Raw genomic sequence first — 16883 nt, 5'->3', positions numbered from 1 at the left:
TCTACGCGCCCAGGGATTCCTGGGCCTTCGCCTGTTCGTCCTTGGCCTTCTCCAGTTGTTTGGCTGGCACCAAAAAATTGACCACCTCCGAGGCGCAAGCCACCAGGTCCACGGGGTCCATCTGTTCCACGTCCTGCTGCGTGAGCGTGGGCGTGGTGATGCGGGGCAGCAGCTTCATGACGGCCTCGGCGCGCAGCTGCAGCAGCTCGGCCAGGTTGATGCCGCGCAGTGCGCCGGCCAGGGGCTTGCGCAGCGTCACCACGTCGATGACGCCGCTGCCGCGCGGGATGGGTGTTTCCAGCGTGACATTGACATGTACGGTCTTGGGGCTGGTGGTGGCGTCGGTGGTGTCGGTGGTCTTGGCTTGGGTGTCCATGGGTGCCTCGGTGGTGGTTGTGGTGAAAAAAAGCGCCGGCCAAGGTAGTGGCCCAGGTCGGCGCGAAGGGCCGTTTCCCATGCGGCCGGAGACAGACGAGAGGGGCAGAAAAACTGTTGGCGGGTGGCGGCGGTCAGATGCCTAGGGCGGTGCGGACACCGGCCATGCGGTCCTCGCCGTGGACCTTCTCAATCAGGTTCACGAAGTCGATTTCCAGAATGGTTTCGCCGTCCAGAACTTCCTTGTAGTAGCTCAGGCTGTACTTGTAGGTCTGCTCCACCATCTCGCCGGCCTTCGCGCTGCCGGGGTCGCGCTCGGTCAGTCGGCCGCGCATGACGACTTCGACGGCCTGCACGCCCTCGCTGTCATCTGTCTGCAGGGCGCCGGCAAAGCGCAGCAGCACGGCGTCAACCTTGCCCGCGCCCCATTGCTTCATGAGGCCCTTCATGTAGCCGGCGGCCTTGAGTTCGGCTTCCATCTTGTCCTGGCCCATGTCCAGATCAATGGGGCCGTTCATGCCACCCGCCCGGTATTCCTCCATCTTGCGGGTGAGGGTGGGCAGCGTGACTTCGGGCATGTCGCCCATGTAGTTCTCGCCGTCGATGAAGGTGGCGAAATTCTTGAGTTTGCGGGGCAGTCCCATGGTGTGGATCTCCTGTGTGCGCGGCGGTGGCCGGGGTTACTGGCCGGTGCCCACGCGCATGGCGAAGTCGGCGAAATACTTGTCGGTGATGCGCTGGCGAAAGCCCAGGTCTTCCAGCGGCGGCACGGGTGTGTAGTCGTAGTCAATGACCAGCTTGCCGGCCTTGAGCGCTTCGGTGGTGTTGACCTCGGTGTCAAACCAGGCGCTGCCGTCAAGGATGTAGCCCAGCGCCTTGAGTTCGCGGAACTTGGCATTGATGCCTTCGATGATGTCTTTCACCAGGCTGGGGTGCAGGGGCTTGTCGATGAAGGCGAAGTGACCTTCTGCGATGGTGTCGGCCAGCACCTGGGCGGTGCGGGTGGCGGACTCGAAGCGGAACAGTTCGTTCGTGCTGCAGGTGCGCGAGCCCCAGAAGCGATAGCCCTGGTAGTTGATGAGCGTGGTGACGTTGCCCTCATTGAGCAGGTTGGCATCCGTCTCCGAGCTTTGCAGGTCGAAATGCACGTCCTTGCTGATGCCCACGGGGCCATTGAGCGGCACGTTTGACAGGGTTTTGTGCCAACCCTGCTCCACATCGATGCGGGCGCGCAGGCCCAGCGCGTAGGCCACGGCCGGCACGTTGGCAACCTTGTTGGTGGTGGTGTTCCAGGCCTTGAAGTCGGGCCAGATGACCATGGTTTCGCGGGCGCCGAAACTCTCTGCATAGGCCAGCGCTTCGCTCACATCGTCTGCGCCGTGGCCCTGCACGTAGGCCATGGCGCGCAGCTTGATGGCGGCGGCCGTAAGCGCATCGGCCACGGGCTTGGAGTCCAGGCCCGGGGCGCCCAGGATGCGGGGCTTGACGCCCAGCTGCTGCTGCGCCGTGAGCAGGGCTTGAATGCCGGAGCGCTTGCCGGCCAGGTTGTCGCCAATGACCAGGCTGGTCTGGTCGGCGTCGATTTCTTCGGGCGTTGCGCCTGCGCCCACGGGCACGCGCACGATGACCAGCACGGGGCGGGACTGGTCCTTGATGGCTTTCAGGGCCTCGGGCAGCGTGCCGGTGGTGCCAGCCTTGTCCAGCGCTTTCTCGATGTTCGTGAAGAGCACGGGGGTATCCATGGGGAAGGCCTCGGCATCGGCCGTGGGGCCGGTGGCCACCAGGCCGATGACGGCCGTGGAGACGATGCGCAGCGTGGTGGTCCCGGTGTTGACTTCCGAGACGCGCACGCCGTGGTGGTAGCCGGCGAGTGACATGGTGATGGGCTCCTGCAGGGGGTTCGGTGGGTGTGCGGTGTGTGTCTGCATGTTCCCCCGCCCGCGCGTAGGCGGCCAGCAATGGGCGCGGTGCCAGAGCCTGCTACCCAGAAAGACAAGGCCCGCCATGGTGGCGGGCCTGTGGTGGTCGTGCGGCCAGGTCAGGCCGGCAGTTCGTCCGGGCGCGGCGGCGTGTCCGTGATCTGCAGCGCGCGGCCGTCTGCGATCAGGCCCACGGTTTCCAGCAGCTGCACGCCGGCCGCCACGTCCGGGTCGTCAAGGTCGATGAAGCTGGCCAGCTCCTGGTCCTTCAACGTGCTGCGCAGCTGCGCGGCCTGCTGGCGTTCGCCACTGGTGGCATCGGCGCGGTCCACGGCGGCCCATTCGATGGCGGCGCGCTCGGCGCCCGTGAAGCGGCGGCGGAAGGCCAGCGGGGTGATATGGCGGTGCTGCTCGTGCGGTGGCGCGGGCTGCTCCTGCTGCTCGGCCAGGCGCCAGCGGCCGGGGTGCATGGCCTCGGCGGTTTGCTCGTCGGCCACGATGGTGTTGATGACTTCGCCCGCGTTGTCGAGGATGTGGATGATTTTCATCGCTATGCCCTATGCGTTGACCCGTTGGTAGAGCCTCAGATAGCCCATTCCGGCACCACCATTTTTGACATCGCCGGCCGCGGCCCTTCCGGCCGATCCACCTCGGCCAGGATCATGTGCATTCTCCTGACCAGACACAGACCCTCCGCCCCCACCGAACATTCCAGCTTTTCGCGCACGGGAACCCCCACCGCCGGGAGATCCCGATTCATAGCCCCGGAACTGCACGGAGAACGGCCAGAAGAAGTAGCCCCATGGCACTCCAGCGCCCGTTCTGGATGAGCCTTCAAAATCCACACAATCGTCGCCAGATTTGTAATCTTTGTTATACGTCCCCGAACCCACGTCTACGGCCGCGCCACTGACAGGAGTTGTTCCATCCAGACGGCTTTTCGGCTGCACTCCCAGTTTCCAGATATCTGCGCCAATCACTTTGGCATTCAGAGGACTGACGGCAGTAGCTGTAGCAGGCCCGGCATCTCCACCCTGGCATGTGAGCACTGCCGCACCGTTGATGGAAATGACGGTATTGGAGCCAGCCTTGGCCGCCGAGGTGGCGCCCAGTTCGGCCAGGCCTCCCGCTCCGATTTCAAATGCAATCACATCCCCGGCTCGCACTGCGATGGCTTTGACCCCCCACGGCGCCGAGTTGCCGGGCGCATAGTTCTTGCAGCCGCCCGCGCCACCGCCCATTCCCGAGAGCACGGCATAGCCATCCGCTGCGATGTTGAATGATTTGGTGGTGAGCACCATTTCAGATTGCACGAGCAGCATCGGGTTGCTGCCCAAAAGTTCATCCAGATTCAGCATTCCTACCCCCTGGTTAGCGTCCAGTTTTTGTTGCCCGCATACGTAAACACGACGCTCCAGGCGTTGACGTTGAACAGTACATCTCCGGCCCGTCCGTTGATGGTGTAGGCGGGGTCGCTTCGGGCAATGGTGATGCGGCCCAGCTTCCATTCGCCCGTGGGGTCACGCAACCGGATGGAGTCGCCCAACTGAGCGTCGGCAGGCAATGGGCGGCTGTAGGCTGCATCTGCCAGCAGCGTGTATTCCACGCCAGCCACCAGCGGAGCGCCGTTGGTGGAGCTGTTCGCGGCTTCTTGCACCAGGCGCTTGATTTTTCCCACGCCCTCACGGGCCTGCTGCGCATCGCTGGCTTGAGCGACGGCCTGCAGGTTGACCGATTTGCTTTCTATGTCATCGGCCAGCTGATCTATCTGCTGCCCCATCTGCGCCAGGGCCTGGCCGGTGCTTTGCTGCAGCTGGTCGATGCTGTCGCCCGTCGCCTGGGCCAGCGCCTGCAGGGCTTCCCGGCTTGCGCTGGCGTCGATGGCCAGCCCCATGTCCTCGGCCACTTGGTCGATCATGTCCAGCGCTTGGCGCAGTCGGCCTATGTCCACTTCCAGCTTGTTCGCCGGGTGGGGCAGGGGCATGCCCAGGTGCGGCGTGTCTTCAAAGACAGGCGGGGTTTCGAGGGTGTCATCTGCCATATCCACCTCTACAGCACCACGGCGCGCAGGTTGTCCACCAGGGGGCGCGCCGTGGGCGTTCCGGTGAGCGTGAGGCGCAGGCGCAGGCTGGCCGCGTTGATGCCCTGCAGCCGGTGCGTGAGTTCGATGGTGCCGGCCGTCTGCGGGCTGCTGCTCAGGTAGGGCACCTCGGTCCACTGCTCGCTGGCACCCAGCTGCGCATGCACGGCCACGGCCGCGCCGGCAGGGATGGTGCCCTCGAAGATCACGCGCAGCTCGGTGCCGCCCGCCGTGGCGATGGTGGGCGTGATGTAGGTGCCGCTTTGCAGCAGGCTGCCCACCGCCAGGAGGGTTGCGGGAGCCAGCACGGCGCCCATGCCGCTGTCGCCCACGCGCAAAGTGGCCTTCACGCGCACGGTGCCGGTGTGAGGCTCATCCAGGCGCACGGGCTGGCCGGCGTCCGCCTCGATGGTGCGCAGCACGGCAGCGCCTGCGCCCAGCAGCTCGATGGAATAGGTGATGCGCGCCGTGGGGTCGGGCTGCTCGGCGCCGGCATTGATCAGCAGCATGGTGGCGTTCTCCACCTCCTGCGCACCAACGTCCACGGTTTTGACCGTGGCGGGATATTGGGCCTCGAACAGATCAAAGCGCAGCACGCGGTTGGCGTGGCGCGTGGCGATGCCGGAGGCATTGATCTCCAGCAGTTGGCCAAGCTCTGCCGGCGCGGTCGTGACCCATCCGGTGCCGTCCTGGCGCGCATCACCGATCTGAGCCACGGCCAGGGCCGTGTCTGTGTCAGCTGCCGATATGCACAGCGCGTAGCTGGTGCCCGCCTGCAGCTGCACCAGGGCTGTCCAGGTCACGCGCGTGGCGGCCCCGTCGGTCTTGATCTGCGCAATCTCCAGACGCTGCTCACGCAGTGCCACGCCGGGCAGGCCGGCGTCATCCAGTGCGGCCAGCACCACGATGGCGGGCCCGCCGCTGGCGGTGAAGTACAGATCCAGCGCCGCGCACTGCTGGGAGCGCGAGGGCGTGATGGTTTGGGTGATGGTGCTATAGGACATAGGTCACGGTGGCAAAGCCGGCAGATATGGCGCCGTAGGAGTTCGATCCCAGTACATCGAGATTGAGTTTCAGGGCTGCGCTGCCCACATACTGGGCACGGCCTGTGCTGCCGTGCTCCCCCTTGATTTCCACGGTCTTGGCGCCCACGGGAACGCCTTCGGGAATGGTGAATCGGCCTTCCAGCACGCCGGCAGCGTTGGCCACCAGGCCGCCACCCGCCAGCGGCTGGGCCGCGATGGGCTGGCCATCGAAGTGCAGGCTTTCCATCGCCTCCAGTGCGCGAAAGCCCGCCAGCGAGAAATGGACCTCCAGGGGCCGCAGCGTGATGCCACTGAGGTCCAGCAAATCCTTGTTGATCTGCCCCCGGTACTGCGCTTGAAGGTCTTCGCTCGTGCTGCCAAGGGCCTGGTAGAAGCGCACCAGCTTGGGATACTTGAGAGCCTGCGGAACCTCCCAGCGGTCCACGCTGGGCACCAGTTCAACGCTGGCGGGCAGGGCGCCCGCCGTGGCCTGCGCGTTGATCTTCATGGCGCGGCTGGTGGCTGTCTGGCCCATGGTCTTGGCCAGCGTGTACTCCAGGCTGTGGACGGTCTTGCCGTCGCCCAGTATGTAGGCATGGTCGGCCTCATAGAGCTGCAGCGCGCCGCCCGCGATCATGGCGCTCTGCTCCATGCCCTGGTCGCGCATGCTGTTGTCGATCATGGGGTCGGCGAAGTAGCCTTTTTTCAGGCCGCTGTATCGGCCTGCGGTGTCGGTGGCCAGGCGCAGTTCGGCCAGGTCCAGCTCGATGCGGTCCATGCGTTCGCGGTAGGCCACCAGGGTGGGCATGGAAACCACGCGCACGCCGTCCGGCTCGGTGCGGCGCGTGTCCGGCTCCCAGGTCTGGTAGATGCTGCCCAGGGCCAGCACATTGCCCGGCACGTCGGGCGCCACGGGCTGCCAGCTCGCTGGAATGCCCTTGACCACGTTGATGCCGCCATCGCCTCCCATCACGATGCGGTCAATGCGGCGCAGCGCATAGCGGTAGTCCACAAGAATCAGAGTGCCCGGCAGCGCGCCCTGCACGTCAAAGCCGCGGGTGGTCTGGTTCTGCGCGGGCTCGGTGCTGATGTAGTCATAGTTCACGCTGTAGGTGCTGCCCGGCGTGGGTTCGGCGCCGGCCGGGCTCCAGTCGATCTGCCCGGCCGTCAGCTTGTAGTCCACGTCCTTGGTGTAAGTGGTGCCGCCCTGGGTGACGCTGTTGATCTGCACCACGCTGGCATCGGGCAGCGGGTCAGCGGCGCCCACGAAACTGCCGTGCACCACCTGCGCGGTCTTGCGGCGCGTGATGCGCAGGGTGGCCTGCTCCAGCACGGGCCAGCGGTCGAATGCCACATGCTGCAGCGCATCCGTGCTGCTGCTGTGGGGCTCGCTGTTGACCTGGGCCATGTTGGCCTGGGCCGCATAGACCAGGCGCCGGTCTGCTGGCACCTCAATGGCAACGCCGCCCACTCGCGCGGCGCCGGCCGTGATGGCGTAGACCTGGCGGCCCTGGTCGTCGTCGGGTAGCTGCAGCGTCTGCAGGCCGCGCACGGCGTAGGTGCCGCCCGCGCTGTCGCGGTCATAGCGCTCGATGGCCTTTGTGACGGCGTTGAGCTGGGGTGCAGGCTCGCGGGGCTTGACGATGCCATCTTCAACGGTCCAGACGGGGTAAAAGTCCCCCTCGCCCTGGCCCTGCAGGCCCCAGGTGACGGACACCTGCAGGCGGTCGGCGCCGGGCTCGCCGTAGCCGCTGGTGCCCACTGCGGGGTTGTACAGGGTTGGGTCTTGCTCGGCCGTGACGATGCGCGTGGCGTAGTGCACGCCGATGTAGACGGTGCCCTGCACGGCGATCTGCAGCGCGGCGGCGGCCACGTCATGGACGGCGCCGTTCAGGTAGATGCTTCCGGCTTCCAGCTGGCAGGCGCCGGTTTCGGCGTTGACGGTGCAGCGCGCGCCGGCCGTGATGTCGCCATCGGCAAACAGCACATCGGCCACGCGGCGCAGGGCATAGCGGGCCTGGGCCTGCATTTCGTTGGGCTCTGCAGATTGCGCCACGCGGTCGGCGTGAAAGATGTGCTGCGTGTAGCCCTTGGCAGGGTCGTGTCGGTTGTAGCTTGTCATGCGCGGCTCACAGTGGGATCACGATTTCTTCGGTGGCCTTGGTCGTGCCGCTGCGCAGGACTGGCGAGCGGTATTCCAGGCAGTACACGGTGCCGGGGTTCTCCACCTCGGCCGGCGTCAGGTAGCGCTGTCCCGGCGGCACGCCGGCCTTGGCCACGGTGCCGAAGAACACGCCGCATTCGCGCACGGTTTCGCCCTGGGCATCGCCAAAGCCGAACGTGGTGCGCAGCAGCAGGAATGGCGTTGGCAACGGGCTGGTCTTGTAATAGACCTGGCCGGGCATCTCGATATCGTGGTCCTGTGCGGTGCCGGGCACGGCATAGCCCACGTCCACCACGGCGCGGCGGCCGATTTCGTCCTGCAACGCGGTGCGGTTGGATGGGGTGGCCGGTGGCGCGGTCCACGCACCATCGCCACGGCCCCATGCGATGTGCACGGGCATGGCGGCCAGGGATTTGGCCAGCGCAATGCGGCCGGCGTCTTGCAGTGTTTGCATGGGCTATTCCTCGGATTCGGTGGTCTTGCTGTGGATGTTGGATTGCTGCCAGCGGTCGCTGTCCCAGCGGCCCGTCCAGCCCCGGGCCGGGGCCATGCGGGGCTGGCAGGCAGCGGCCGCCAGGTGGTGGGCGGCGCCAGGCCACTGGCCCGGCCGCATGCCTGCACTGGCGGCGCAGGCTTCGCCGCTGGTGGTCCATGGCTGATGCCGGGCGCGCTGCGGCGCCAGGCCGGGGGTGGTCTGCAGCTGGCCGCCCGTGGCCAGGCGCTGCATGCGGCCGTCCCAGCGCCACACATCCAGGCGCAGCTGGTCGGCACGGCGCATGCGGCCGCTGGTGTGCAGGTGGTTCGCGCTGCGCAGGGGCGTGAGCTTGGGCGCCTGGGCCTGGGACTGGTTGATGCGGCCTTGACTGCCGATGACGGGCGGCTCACCCTCGCCCACGTCCACGGGCGTGCCGCTGTCGTTTTCCCAGAGGGCGCCGTCCAGCTTGGGCGCGCGGTCCCAGCGCAGGGCGCGCAGATCGAAGCGGTAGAACACGCGGTAGAAATGGACGTGCAGCGGGATGCTGGCTCGCACGACATGGGCCATGCGCGCGATATCGGCATTGCTGACTTCGCGGCCCGGGTTGATGTGCAGGCGGGCGCCGTCCTCTTCCAGGGTCACGGCCAGGTAGCCCTGCCAGGCCAGCGCGCGGCGCACGGCGGCGGCGCTGCCACGCTCGCGCAGCCAGGGCAGGCCCTTGTCCAGCAGCTCGCGCGGGTCGGAAAAATACCGCTCGAATTGCCCCAGCTGCCACTGCTGGGCCAGCCATGGCAGCAGGGCCGGGTGCTGGGCGGTGCTGGCCGGCTCGGCCGCGTCGGCCATGGTGCCCCAGTCACGCGGCAGCGTGGTGTCCACCACGCGCTCCAGGCTGGTGGATGCCGGGGGCAGGATGCTGCGGCGCGCGTCCATCAGGCCACCCCTGCGTCGATCAGGTCCACGGCGCCCAGGGCCGGGAATTCGCCGGCAGCGATGGGCGTGATGGGCGCGGGCCGCGTGTTGTCCGGGTAGTCCACGGCGTGCACGCCATCGACGTGCAGCAGCGTGGTGATGTAGCTGCGTGCCACGCTGCCTTCCAGGCTGGCCATGCCCGCAAAGGCCGCCTGCAGGCGCGCCTGCAGCTGCTGCAGCAGGCCAGCCGGCGCGGTGCGCGTGCGGGTGATGCGCGCGGTGATGTCGATGGTGCGCGGCACGGCCACGGCCACATTGACGGGCACGCCCAGCATGCGGGCGTTGTCGGCATTCAGCGCCTCGGACACCAGCTGCCGCACGGCCTGGGCCTGCGCCTGGTCGGTGACCCACAGCATGACCAGCACGCTGCCCGGCGCGGCCTGGCTGGCCCGCACGGCGCGCACCAGGGGCGAGGCGGTGAGGGCGTGGAATTCGTAGTGCTCGCGCGTGCCCTGGCCGGCCAGGGCCGCGATGCGCAGCTGCAGCCGGGTGCGCAGGCGGTCGTCGGCTTCGCCGGCCTGGCGGGTCACGCCGTACTGCGCGGCCAGGTGGTCGAGGTCGCCGCCCGTGGCAAAGGCCAGCAGGTGGGCGCGGGCGGCATCGTTGACGCGGGCGCGATACAGCAACTCACGGTAGGCGCAGGCCTCCAGCAGCTTGACGATGGGATCGGATTCGAGCGCCAGGACTTCGGCCAGCTCCGGCGCGCGGGCCAGTATGTCGGCCTTGAGGCCGGCCAGTATCTGCTCGAAGTCCAGCGGCTCGATGATCTGCGGGGCGGGGAGGGTGGCCAGGTCTGTGCCCAGGGATTGACTCATGGCGCCCCACCGATGGTGATGGCCAGGCGCAGGGCGCGGGCCTTGGCAGCGGCGCCGGTCAGCAGGTTGCCCACTACGGTGATGGTGGCCCGGCCCTTGGTCAGCGGGTCGCGCTCGATGTTGAGCTGCTGCAGCTGCAAGCGCGGCTCCCAGCGCATCAGGGCACTGGCGGCGGCAGACAGCAGGCGGATTTCGGTGGTGCGGTTATCGGGCTGGTCCACCAGCGCGGGCACAAGCGATCCATAGTCGCGGCGCATGACGCGCGTGCCGATGGGCGTGGCAAGGATGTCGCCGATGGACTGGCGCAGGTGCTCCAGCTCGGTGATGGCGCGGCCGGTGTTGCGGTCCATCATCACAGAGGCCCCCCGGTGTTGGCTGGGCCTGGCTCCACGCCGCCGTGGCGGTGGCGCGTGAGGCTGATGCCCCTGGCCTCGATATCCACGTTGGTGCTGATGCCCTCGCTCGTCATGCTGAGCGATGCGGTGCCCACGGTGAGCTGCAGGCTGTTGGGGGTCATGTGCAGGCGGCACTGGCCCTGCCCCACGTCCAGCGTGATGGATTCCAGGCACAGGATTTCCAGGGTGCCGCGCAGCCACTGCAGGTAGTTGTGCTCGTCCCACTCCATGCGCTCGCATGCTGCTTGCTCGCTGGGCTGGGGCATGGCGTCGGAGTACAGGCCCACCAGGGCCACGCCCTGGGCCATGTCGCCGCCCTGGCACAGCACCACGGCTTGCTCGCCCACCACGGGCGGGGACCAGTGCCGGCCGCCCTTGGCGCCGCCAGCGCGCAGGGCCAGCCAGGGGAGCCAGTCCGTGGTGTTGTCGCCCACCTTGACGCGGATGCGCGCCGGGCTGGCCAGCCGCACGGCGGCCACGGTGCCGCGCCGGATCAGGTTCTCCATGCGGCGGGCGGCCTCGTAGGGCGATTCGGTTTGTGCGACGGGCGATTCCATGGCTCCCATGGTGGCCACGCACGCGCGCGAAGGCCACAAGCATGGCCGGTGCCAGGCGGTGCAACCGCCGAGAGGCGATCTAGAGTTTCAGGTGCTGCAGCACCAGGGTGCGCAGTTTGTCCAGATCCTCGTCCCCGTAGCCCAGCAGCTCGCGTGCCGGGTAGTCGTAGCGCGGGCCTCGGCCCGGGTTCACGTTGTCGGTTTCCCCGAAGTGGTGGACGCGGGCCACGCGCTGGGCTCGGCCCAGGAATTCGACCACGGCGCCGTCTGTCTGGCCCTTGGCCTGCAGAGCCTTGGCGCGCTTGAGCTTGGCCATCATGGGGCCGGTCTTGGTTTCAAAGCGGGGCTTGCGCCGGCCCTTGAGGGACGGGGGCGGCTTGCGCGCTTCCCAGCGGCTGCCGTCTGGCGCCTGCTGCTGCGTCATGCGGCGCGTGTTGGTGGTGCGCAGGCTGCGCGCCACCTGGGCCGCCAGGCGCTTGCGCTCAGGCGGGCTGAGCTTTTCGAGAAAGGCGCCGGCCCAATCCTCCAGGGCCTTGAGTTCCTGGGCCATGGTTTACTGCGGCATGCGTTGGCGCCACACGGGCGGCAGAAATTCCCAGGTGGCCAGCAGCCGCTCGTTGCGCAGCCACAGCTCCCATTTCTCCAGCTGCTGAATGTCCTGGCCATCGAAGCGCTGCAGGCCCACCTGCCCGGGTTCTTCGGGATGGGTGATGTGCAGGCGCGTGTCGTGATCCGGGTCGTGCGTGACGATGGCGCGCTCTGTGAGGTCGATCTCTATGCCCAGGTCGTATGTGGATGCGCTTTGTGGTGCGACAGCAAAGCGTATGGCGTTCTCGCGCTTGGCAGGGTTGTCGAACAGCTCCGGCTGGTTGGCTTTGCACCAGGCCAGCAGCGGAACCATGATGGCGTCCGGGTGTCCTGCGTAGCCCAGCAGCGTGGCATAGACCGTATAGCGGTACTCGAAAGAGAGCGAGTTCGTGCCCGAGGCAATGAGCCGCCCGTCATCGCCATAGACGATGAAATTCTCAGGGTCGCGCGCCAGGTCGGGCGCGCATTGGGCCAGGAAGTCGCGCAGGCTCTGCAGCTTGAGCATGTCAGCCCCCCATGCCGGCCAGCGTCTGCTCGGTCCAGCGGTCCATGGCCTTGCGCATCAGATCGTATCGGTCAATGCAGTAATTCAGCTCCCGGATTCCCTGGTCCCCATCGTGGGCGATGTCGGCAAGATTTGCTGCTGCCGTTGGGTCAAGTTGGGCATACGCGGTTTCAGGCCCAGCGGCTCCACCCTGGGCGGGGCCGCGTGGCGCAGATCCACCGCAGGCGGGCACTGCAGGGACGATGGGGACGCGCACGCGGACAGTGCCAGCACGCACGCCAGCGACATGGGTTTGATGAGCTGCATTGGCGTTTCCTTGGGTGGTTTCGAGTTTGGCTTTCTGGTCGGCGATCTGCTTGCGCAAGTCGCGCTCTGTGTCGTCGCGCTCGGCGCGCAGCTTGTCCACAGCCTCGTCGGCCTTGCGCTGCTGATCCTGCAGGGCGGTCTGCTGTGCCTTGGCGGCGCTGCGCCCTTCGTAGAGCACGCCTATGCAAAACGCTGCCAGCAGCAAGGCCAGGAGCAGCACGGCGGGCAGCAGGAATTGCGAGCCAAGCAGGCCGCGCTGGTGATGGTGTGGTGTCACGTCAGGGCCTCCATGCAGGCGCTGTGCCGCGCGAGCTGCCGGGTCCAGACGCCGCGGCAAACGCGGTTGCCCGGCGTGCTGCAGTCAAAGCGCCAGCGGCGCGGCCGGCCCGCGCTGTCCCATTGGTAGGCGGTCCAGCCTGCGGCCTCCTGCCGCGTGCTGGTCATGTAGCGATAGGCCAGGTAGGCCTGGCAGGCGCCCGCATAGTCGCCGGCCCGGGTGCGCGCCAGCATGCTGGAGCCGCGCCAGGCGCTGCAGCCGTACTGGCCAGCGAAGTCCACCGCCTGGGCAAACTCGACCTGGTGCACCAGCGTGTCCCCCAGCGAGGCGCGCACGCAGGCCCCGTACTGCTGCTCCAGCAGGTTCGCGGCCAGGTCGCGGGCGCGCTCCCTGGTGATGGGCGAATCTGCCATGGTCACGCGCGTGCCGTCCTCGTAGCGCGTGGCGCCGTGGCCGATGGTTGGCACGTCGCCCTGCACCGGCACGATGGGCGCCGAGCTGAAACCCTCGGCCGCAATCCAGGCGGTGACGATGGCCGCGCCGATGCCCAGCAGCTTGGCGGGGATGCGCCGGCCGCTCATGCCTGCGCCTTGCAGGCTGCGGCCTGGTCCATAGCTTCGCGCGCCTGCTTGGCGCGGCGGTCTTCGCGCTCATTGCTCCAGCGCCACAGCAGGTACGCGGCCTGCAGCAGCAGATACATGATGGTGAGTGCGGTCACGGTGTGGGTCATGGTCCAGCCATTGGCCAGATTGGTGGCCACCACGGTGACGGGTGGTGCGGCCTTGGCTCCCTCTACCGCAACGGCTTTCACGATGGTTTCGCGGTCCATATCAATCCCACAGTTGAATCATTGGGCGGGCCGGCGCGGGCGCGGCCACGAGTTCGACGGGCTCGCCAGCGCCCAGGCCTGCGGCGCGCTTGGCCAGGCCCGGGTGGGCGTTGAGCGTGGCTTCCACGGCGCCGGCCGTGCGGCCCAGGTGCCGGTGGCACAGGGCGTCCAGCGTGTCGTGCTCATGGGCGCGCACGGTGGTGGTGGGGCTGCTGGTGGTGGCCATGGCTACAGCAGTTCCACGGTGCAGCGTGCACGGCCCAGCAGGTCGGCAATGGCCCAGCGCTGGTTTTTGCGGTGGTAGTCCACCTTGGCCGCCAGGGCCTCGCGCACGGCTTCCTCGCCGCCGCCGCCCACCTTGGTGGCCGCGCTTTCGCGGTAGGCCTCCTGCAGATCGGCCTGCATGCATTCGTGCACGGCGCGGCGGTAGTGCAGGAGCTTGGCGCTTTCGCCGCCGACCTGGGGCGCGGGCACGTCCGCCAGCTGCTCATAGCCCCAGCGGGCGCGCTGCTCGGCCGCCCACTCGGCCAGCTCGGCATTGACGCTGAGCATGGCGTCCTTGAGGGCCGGCAGCAGGCGCGCGGTGGTCACGGTGCCTTCCAGGCGGCAGGCATCGCGCACCTGGGTGGGCGCCAGGTCGGGAAACCAGCCGTCATTGCTTACGGTGGGCTCTGCGGTGGATGCGGGCGGGTTGGCGGTGGCAATGAAGGACATGGCAGGCGGTGGCGGGTGGTGTAGGTGGGCGGTGGTCCGTGGCGTTGGCCGTGCGTGGCATGGCCAGATGGCCGTGGCCACGGAGCCGCCCGGCGCGGGGGGTGCGCTCAGGTGGGAGCGTCGGACTGCAGCTCGGTCAAGCGGCGCTCCAATCGCTCCACGTCTTTTTTCACGCCCACCTTGTCAAACAAGGTGACGGCGCGTGTCAGGTGCTCCAGCGCGATTTGCACGGGCTGCAGCTCCAGCTGTTTGGGGTCCACCTCGGTGGTGGTGGTCTTGCCCATGGCGGCCCAGCCGATGGCCTTGTGCAGCTTGGCGCGCACCTGGTCATGGATGTCCAGGCCGGTGGTGAGCTGGTCCACCTTGGCCAGCGTGACCATGGCGTCATGGCCGGCCAGCTTGCCGACAATGGCGGCCTCGGCGGTTTCCTCCATGACCACGGCCGGCAGGTCGCGGTTGTACTGGTCGGGCATCTTGAGCTGGTGACGCAGCGCGTAGTCGGCCAGCTCCAGGACGCGGGGCCAGTTGCCCACGTCGATCTGCCACACGAGCACTTCCACCAGCACCGGGTCTTGCGCGCCCGCATCGGCCTGCAGCACGCCGTCGATGTAGGCATCGAAGTCGGGCAGCAGCTTGACCTTGGCCGCGATCTTGTTGTCCACGGCCTTGATGTTTTTCAGCGTGGCCTTGTGGGCGTGGAGCGTGGCCAGCATGAGCTGGTGTTCGCTGCCTTGCATGGGGCCGTGCGGGTCGATGGCGGCCGCCTTCGCTGCATGCTCTTCGGCCAGGACGCGGGCGCGGTGACGTTGTGCGGGTGTTTGTGCCATGGTTCAGTGGGCCTTGAGTTGTGGGCCGCCGCCTTTCGGCAGTCGCGGCCCCGGGTCTTGGCTCGGTCGCTCAGGCGACGAGTTCGATGTTTTCCACCATGGCGCACAGGCCGTAGTCTTCGACCACAAAGCTGTCGTTGGAGCTTTCGTAGAACTCGATGCGGTCACGCTTGGGCACGTCCACCACGGCACGGCGGCGGGCGCCGTCCTGGTAGTAAATGGACAGGTTGTCCAGGCGCGTGATGAGCGTTTTTCCGGCCGGGAAATAGGGCACCACCATGGCCGGCAGGCCACCCAGGCGGCGCTGGCTCACCACGATGTCAGCAGCAAGGCGCTCGGTAGGCGCGTCGTTCTTTTCCACCAGGGGAAAGAGCTTGTCGTGCATGAGGTCACGGCCCACGAGCACCACCAGCTGCGGATCTTCTTGAAACCAAGGGTCCAACAGTGTTTTGTAAGCGTCGTACACCAGGGCATCGAGGTGGGCATAGTCGCCGCCTGCGCCAACCATGACTTTGCCCGCCACCTTGTCGCCTTGCTTCATCACGCGGCTGGCGGCGCGGGTGCGCAGCTTTTCCAGCCAACCGATATTCACGTCCTGCAGCAGAGGGTTTGCCACGCGGTCGGTGGTTTCTGCAGCGCTGGTGCCGTGCCAGCCGATGGTGATGCGATCCAGTGCGCCACGCGCCAGGACCTGGCCGCTAACCCGGGCTTGGAAGTCCTTGAACTTCGACCAGGCATCCAGCGTGGCATAGCGGATGTGGGTGTCGTAGTTGGTTTGCTTGCATTCGTAGCCGTCTTTTTCCAGGCCCGTGGGGTCCACGGTTTTGCGTTCGCCCTCGCCCTTGGTGTCGGTGCGGCTGGCAATGGTCCCGCTGATGCCCAGGCCCAGCTTCTCGCCTTGCATTTCGCTCACGCCGATCACGTTGATGCGGCTCAGGAAATCGCTGCTTTCCTGAATCTTGGTTTCCAGCTTTTGCTGTACCGATGGCGCGACATTGAATTTACTGGTGACGTTGTCCACGCCATTGATACGGGACTGCTGGCCCAGGTAGCCATTGAAGAGGACGCGGGTTTCGTTGCGCATGATGAGTTTCCTATTTCGCGTGTGGTGGTGGTCTTGTGCCGGCCGTTGCTGCTTGGTCAGTAGTCAACGAGGTCGGCACCGCTGCCGCCCGTGGCGGGTGCGCGCCGGTTGCCTTCTGGCTCTTCATTGCTGAGCTTTTTCACCAGGTCGGTGTGCTGGGTTTGCAGCTGTGCGAACTGGCTGGCCATTTCGTCCTGCTTTTGAGCCATGGCCTTGAGAGCCTTGCCGGCCTCGTTGAGCGCGTCGACCAGTGGCGCCTGGTCAGCTGTCATGCTGTGCGTCTGCACGGGTTCGGTCTTTTTCTCGGTCTGAGGAAGGAACCGCTCCAGCGCCTTGGTGAATGCTCCAACCACCGCCTGCACGGTGCCGGTTTCGCTGCCACTCGGTGCCGGCGTCTCTTCAAACACCAGCTCCGCAGGTTCAGCCACCGAGAACATCAGCGCCTTGTCCACCTTGCGGCCGACAAACGGGCTTTTCGCCAGGTCGCCGGCCGAGAACTTCAGCACCTCGGTGCTGAGCGAGGCGGGGCTATCGGTGACGGCCAGGCCGAAGAAGTAGGCGCCGCCCGTCTTGGGAAAGCTGGGATGAATTTCGATGGAGCTGAAAATCTTCTGCCCCTTCTTGTTCATCTCGATGAGGCCCTGCAGCGGCTCGATCTGCGCGAACAGCTGCAGCTTCTTTTCCTCGTTTTCTTCGGCCTTCAGTGCCAGCACGTCGCCCAGGGCGTCGAATGGGCCACCGGGCACGGTGCCCCGGTAGTGCTCCAGCCAGACCCGCGCACCATAGGTTTTTTCGCGGTCATAGCTGGCGGCCATTTGCTGGATTTCGGCGCGCGTGATTTCGCGGCCATCGGTGGTGGCGCCTTCGGTGGCCACGCGGAACCATTTGGACTTGGTGGGCATGTGCTGCAGTTCGGTGGATGGTGTGGATCGGCCCCTTTTGGGGATGCCTCTATGCTCCCGCCGCACCGCGTAGGCGT

Annotated in this window: 23 protein-coding genes; all 23 read right to left on the bottom strand. The window is 67.0% G+C overall.

The window, feature by feature from the left end; all coding sequences use genetic code 11:
- Window position 1: 1 nt before the first annotated feature.
- Entirely contained in the window at window positions 2–376 is a 375-nt protein-coding gene (locus tag ACFPFG_RS06975; protein WP_380105737.1) for a phage tail assembly protein, read from the bottom strand.
- Between the two features lie 133 nt (window positions 377–509).
- Complete coding sequence (locus tag ACFPFG_RS06970; protein ID WP_380105735.1) at window positions 510–1019, bottom strand: phage major tail tube protein; 510 nt, start codon at window positions 1017–1019, stop codon at window positions 510–512.
- A gap of 36 nt (window positions 1020–1055) precedes the next feature.
- Window positions 1056–2252 (bottom strand): phage tail sheath protein, encoded by a 1197-nt coding sequence (locus ACFPFG_RS06965; RefSeq protein ID WP_380105733.1) that lies wholly within the window; start codon window positions 2250–2252, stop codon window positions 1056–1058.
- A 161-nt stretch (window positions 2253–2413) separates the two neighbouring features.
- Window positions 2414–2842, bottom strand: coding sequence for a hypothetical protein (locus tag ACFPFG_RS06960; protein WP_374620669.1), 429 nt, complete (start codon window positions 2840–2842; stop codon window positions 2414–2416).
- Window positions 2843–2851: 9 nt separating this feature from the next.
- Complete coding sequence (locus tag ACFPFG_RS06955; RefSeq protein WP_380105730.1) at window positions 2852–3652, bottom strand: hypothetical protein; 801 nt, start codon at window positions 3650–3652, stop codon at window positions 2852–2854.
- Window positions 3653–3654: 2 nt separating this feature from the next.
- Window positions 3655–4335, bottom strand: coding sequence for a hypothetical protein (locus ACFPFG_RS06950; protein WP_380105728.1), 681 nt, complete (start codon window positions 4333–4335; stop codon window positions 3655–3657).
- Between the two features lie 8 nt (window positions 4336–4343).
- Complete coding sequence (locus ACFPFG_RS06945; RefSeq protein ID WP_380105727.1) at window positions 4344–5378, bottom strand: virulence-associated protein; 1035 nt, start codon at window positions 5376–5378, stop codon at window positions 4344–4346.
- Window positions 5368–7521 carry a DUF4815 domain-containing protein gene (locus ACFPFG_RS06940; RefSeq protein WP_380105725.1) on the bottom strand — a complete coding sequence of 718 codons (2154 nt, stop codon included), beginning with the start codon at window positions 7519–7521 and terminating at the stop codon, window positions 5368–5370. Before ACFPFG_RS06940 ends, ACFPFG_RS06945 begins: the two co-directional genes overlap by 11 nt.
- Before the next feature lie 7 nt (window positions 7522–7528).
- A complete protein-coding gene (locus tag ACFPFG_RS06935) occupies window positions 7529–8017 on the bottom strand; it encodes a hypothetical protein (protein WP_380105723.1) in 489 nt (162 codons plus the stop codon).
- Window positions 8018–8020: 3 nt separating this feature from the next.
- Window positions 8021–8968: a phage tail protein gene (locus ACFPFG_RS06930; RefSeq protein WP_380105721.1), complete on the bottom strand. Its 948-nt coding sequence runs from the start codon at window positions 8966–8968 to the stop codon at window positions 8021–8023.
- Window positions 8968–9822, bottom strand: a complete 855-nt coding sequence (locus tag ACFPFG_RS06925) for a baseplate J/gp47 family protein (RefSeq protein ID WP_380105719.1) — start codon at window positions 9820–9822, stop codon at window positions 8968–8970. The genes ACFPFG_RS06930 and ACFPFG_RS06925 overlap by 1 nt, the downstream gene beginning before the upstream one ends.
- Window positions 9819–10175, bottom strand: a complete 357-nt coding sequence (locus ACFPFG_RS06920; RefSeq protein ID WP_374620693.1) for a GPW/gp25 family protein — start codon at window positions 10173–10175, stop codon at window positions 9819–9821. The genes ACFPFG_RS06925 and ACFPFG_RS06920 overlap by 4 nt, the downstream gene beginning before the upstream one ends.
- Window positions 10175–10774 (bottom strand): phage baseplate assembly protein V, encoded by a 600-nt coding sequence (locus ACFPFG_RS06915; RefSeq protein ID WP_374620696.1) that lies wholly within the window; start codon window positions 10772–10774, stop codon window positions 10175–10177. Before ACFPFG_RS06915 ends, ACFPFG_RS06920 begins: the two co-directional genes overlap by 1 nt.
- 79 nt (window positions 10775–10853) lie before the next feature.
- Window positions 10854–11324: a phage virion morphogenesis protein gene (locus tag ACFPFG_RS06910; protein ID WP_096915347.1), complete on the bottom strand. Its 471-nt coding sequence runs from the start codon at window positions 11322–11324 to the stop codon at window positions 10854–10856.
- A gap of 3 nt (window positions 11325–11327) precedes the next feature.
- Window positions 11328–11867 (bottom strand): phage tail protein, encoded by a 540-nt coding sequence (locus ACFPFG_RS06905; RefSeq protein ID WP_380105717.1) that lies wholly within the window; start codon window positions 11865–11867, stop codon window positions 11328–11330.
- Window position 11868: 1 nt separating this feature from the next.
- A complete protein-coding gene (locus ACFPFG_RS06900; protein ID WP_380105716.1) occupies window positions 11869–12450 on the bottom strand; it encodes a hypothetical protein in 582 nt (193 codons plus the stop codon).
- Complete coding sequence (locus ACFPFG_RS06895) at window positions 12447–13031, bottom strand: glycoside hydrolase family protein (protein WP_380105715.1); 585 nt, start codon at window positions 13029–13031, stop codon at window positions 12447–12449. Before ACFPFG_RS06895 ends, ACFPFG_RS06900 begins: the two co-directional genes overlap by 4 nt.
- Window positions 13028–13279 carry a hypothetical protein gene (locus ACFPFG_RS06890; protein ID WP_380105714.1) on the bottom strand — a complete coding sequence of 84 codons (252 nt, stop codon included), beginning with the start codon at window positions 13277–13279 and terminating at the stop codon, window positions 13028–13030. Before ACFPFG_RS06890 ends, ACFPFG_RS06895 begins: the two co-directional genes overlap by 4 nt.
- A 1-nt stretch (window position 13280) precedes the next feature.
- The gene (locus ACFPFG_RS06885; RefSeq protein ID WP_374620714.1) at window positions 13281–13505 is read right to left on the bottom strand and encodes a tail protein X; all 225 of its coding nucleotides are present in this window, start codon (window positions 13503–13505) and stop codon (window positions 13281–13283) included.
- A gap of 2 nt (window positions 13506–13507) precedes the next feature.
- Window positions 13508–13993: a head completion/stabilization protein gene (locus tag ACFPFG_RS06880; protein WP_374620717.1), complete on the bottom strand. Its 486-nt coding sequence runs from the start codon at window positions 13991–13993 to the stop codon at window positions 13508–13510.
- Between the two features lie 107 nt (window positions 13994–14100).
- On the bottom strand, window positions 14101–14820 hold the full coding sequence (gpM, locus tag ACFPFG_RS06875; protein ID WP_374620720.1) for a phage terminase small subunit: 720 nt from the start codon (window positions 14818–14820) through the stop codon (window positions 14101–14103).
- Window positions 14821–14890: 70 nt separating this feature from the next.
- A complete protein-coding gene (locus ACFPFG_RS06870) occupies window positions 14891–15904 on the bottom strand; it encodes a phage major capsid protein, P2 family (RefSeq protein ID WP_238003894.1) in 1014 nt (337 codons plus the stop codon).
- A 56-nt stretch (window positions 15905–15960) separates the two neighbouring features.
- Window positions 15961–16806, bottom strand: a complete 846-nt coding sequence (locus ACFPFG_RS06865; RefSeq protein WP_238003895.1) for a GPO family capsid scaffolding protein — start codon at window positions 16804–16806, stop codon at window positions 15961–15963.
- Window positions 16807–16883: the final 77 nt, after the last annotated feature.

The organism is Delftia deserti (assembly GCF_042653485.1).
Lineage (GTDB): Bacteria > Pseudomonadota > Gammaproteobacteria > Burkholderiales > Burkholderiaceae_C > Comamonas > Comamonas acidovorans.
This window is presented reverse-complemented; position numbering and strand designations above follow the sequence as displayed.

Coding starts and splice junctions, on each gene's coding strand:
- ACFPFG_RS06975 (WP_380105737.1), bottom strand. CDS start 376: ATGGACACCCAAGCCAAGACCACCGACACCACCGACGCCACCACCAGC.
- ACFPFG_RS06970 (WP_380105735.1), bottom strand. CDS start 1,019: ATGGGACTGCCCCGCAAACTCAAGAATTTCGCCACCTTCATCGACGGC.
- ACFPFG_RS06965 (WP_380105733.1), bottom strand. CDS start 2,252: ATGTCACTCGCCGGCTACCACCACGGCGTGCGCGTCTCGGAAGTCAAC.
- ACFPFG_RS06960 (WP_374620669.1), bottom strand. CDS start 2,842: ATGAAAATCATCCACATCCTCGACAACGCGGGCGAAGTCATCAACACC.
- ACFPFG_RS06955 (WP_380105730.1), bottom strand. CDS start 3,652: ATGCTGAATCTGGATGAACTTTTGGGCAGCAACCCGATGCTGCTCGTG.
- ACFPFG_RS06950 (WP_380105728.1), bottom strand. CDS start 4,335: ATGGCAGATGACACCCTCGAAACCCCGCCTGTCTTTGAAGACACGCCG.
- ACFPFG_RS06945 (WP_380105727.1), bottom strand. CDS start 5,378: ATGTCCTATAGCACCATCACCCAAACCATCACGCCCTCGCGCTCCCAG.
- ACFPFG_RS06940 (WP_380105725.1), bottom strand. CDS start 7,521: ATGACAAGCTACAACCGACACGACCCTGCCAAGGGCTACACGCAGCAC.
- ACFPFG_RS06935 (WP_380105723.1), bottom strand. CDS start 8,017: ATGCAAACACTGCAAGACGCCGGCCGCATTGCGCTGGCCAAATCCCTG.
- ACFPFG_RS06930 (WP_380105721.1), bottom strand. CDS start 8,968: ATGGACGCGCGCCGCAGCATCCTGCCCCCGGCATCCACCAGCCTGGAG.
- ACFPFG_RS06925 (WP_380105719.1), bottom strand. CDS start 9,822: ATGAGTCAATCCCTGGGCACAGACCTGGCCACCCTCCCCGCCCCGCAG.
- ACFPFG_RS06920 (WP_374620693.1), bottom strand. CDS start 10,175: ATGATGGACCGCAACACCGGCCGCGCCATCACCGAGCTGGAGCACCTG.
- ACFPFG_RS06915 (WP_374620696.1), bottom strand. CDS start 10,774: ATGGAATCGCCCGTCGCACAAACCGAATCGCCCTACGAGGCCGCCCGC.
- ACFPFG_RS06910 (WP_096915347.1), bottom strand. CDS start 11,324: ATGGCCCAGGAACTCAAGGCCCTGGAGGATTGGGCCGGCGCCTTTCTC.
- ACFPFG_RS06905 (WP_380105717.1), bottom strand. CDS start 11,867: ATGCTCAAGCTGCAGAGCCTGCGCGACTTCCTGGCCCAATGCGCGCCC.
- ACFPFG_RS06895 (WP_380105715.1), bottom strand. CDS start 13,031: ATGAGCGGCCGGCGCATCCCCGCCAAGCTGCTGGGCATCGGCGCGGCC.
- ACFPFG_RS06890 (WP_380105714.1), bottom strand. CDS start 13,279: ATGGACCGCGAAACCATCGTGAAAGCCGTTGCGGTAGAGGGAGCCAAG.
- ACFPFG_RS06885 (WP_374620714.1), bottom strand. CDS start 13,505: ATGGCCACCACCAGCAGCCCCACCACCACCGTGCGCGCCCATGAGCAC.
- ACFPFG_RS06880 (WP_374620717.1), bottom strand. CDS start 13,993: ATGTCCTTCATTGCCACCGCCAACCCGCCCGCATCCACCGCAGAGCCC.
- gpM (WP_374620720.1), bottom strand. CDS start 14,820: ATGGCACAAACACCCGCACAACGTCACCGCGCCCGCGTCCTGGCCGAA.
- ACFPFG_RS06870 (WP_238003894.1), bottom strand. CDS start 15,904: ATGCGCAACGAAACCCGCGTCCTCTTCAATGGCTACCTGGGCCAGCAG.
- ACFPFG_RS06865 (WP_238003895.1), bottom strand. CDS start 16,806: ATGCCCACCAAGTCCAAATGGTTCCGCGTGGCCACCGAAGGCGCCACC.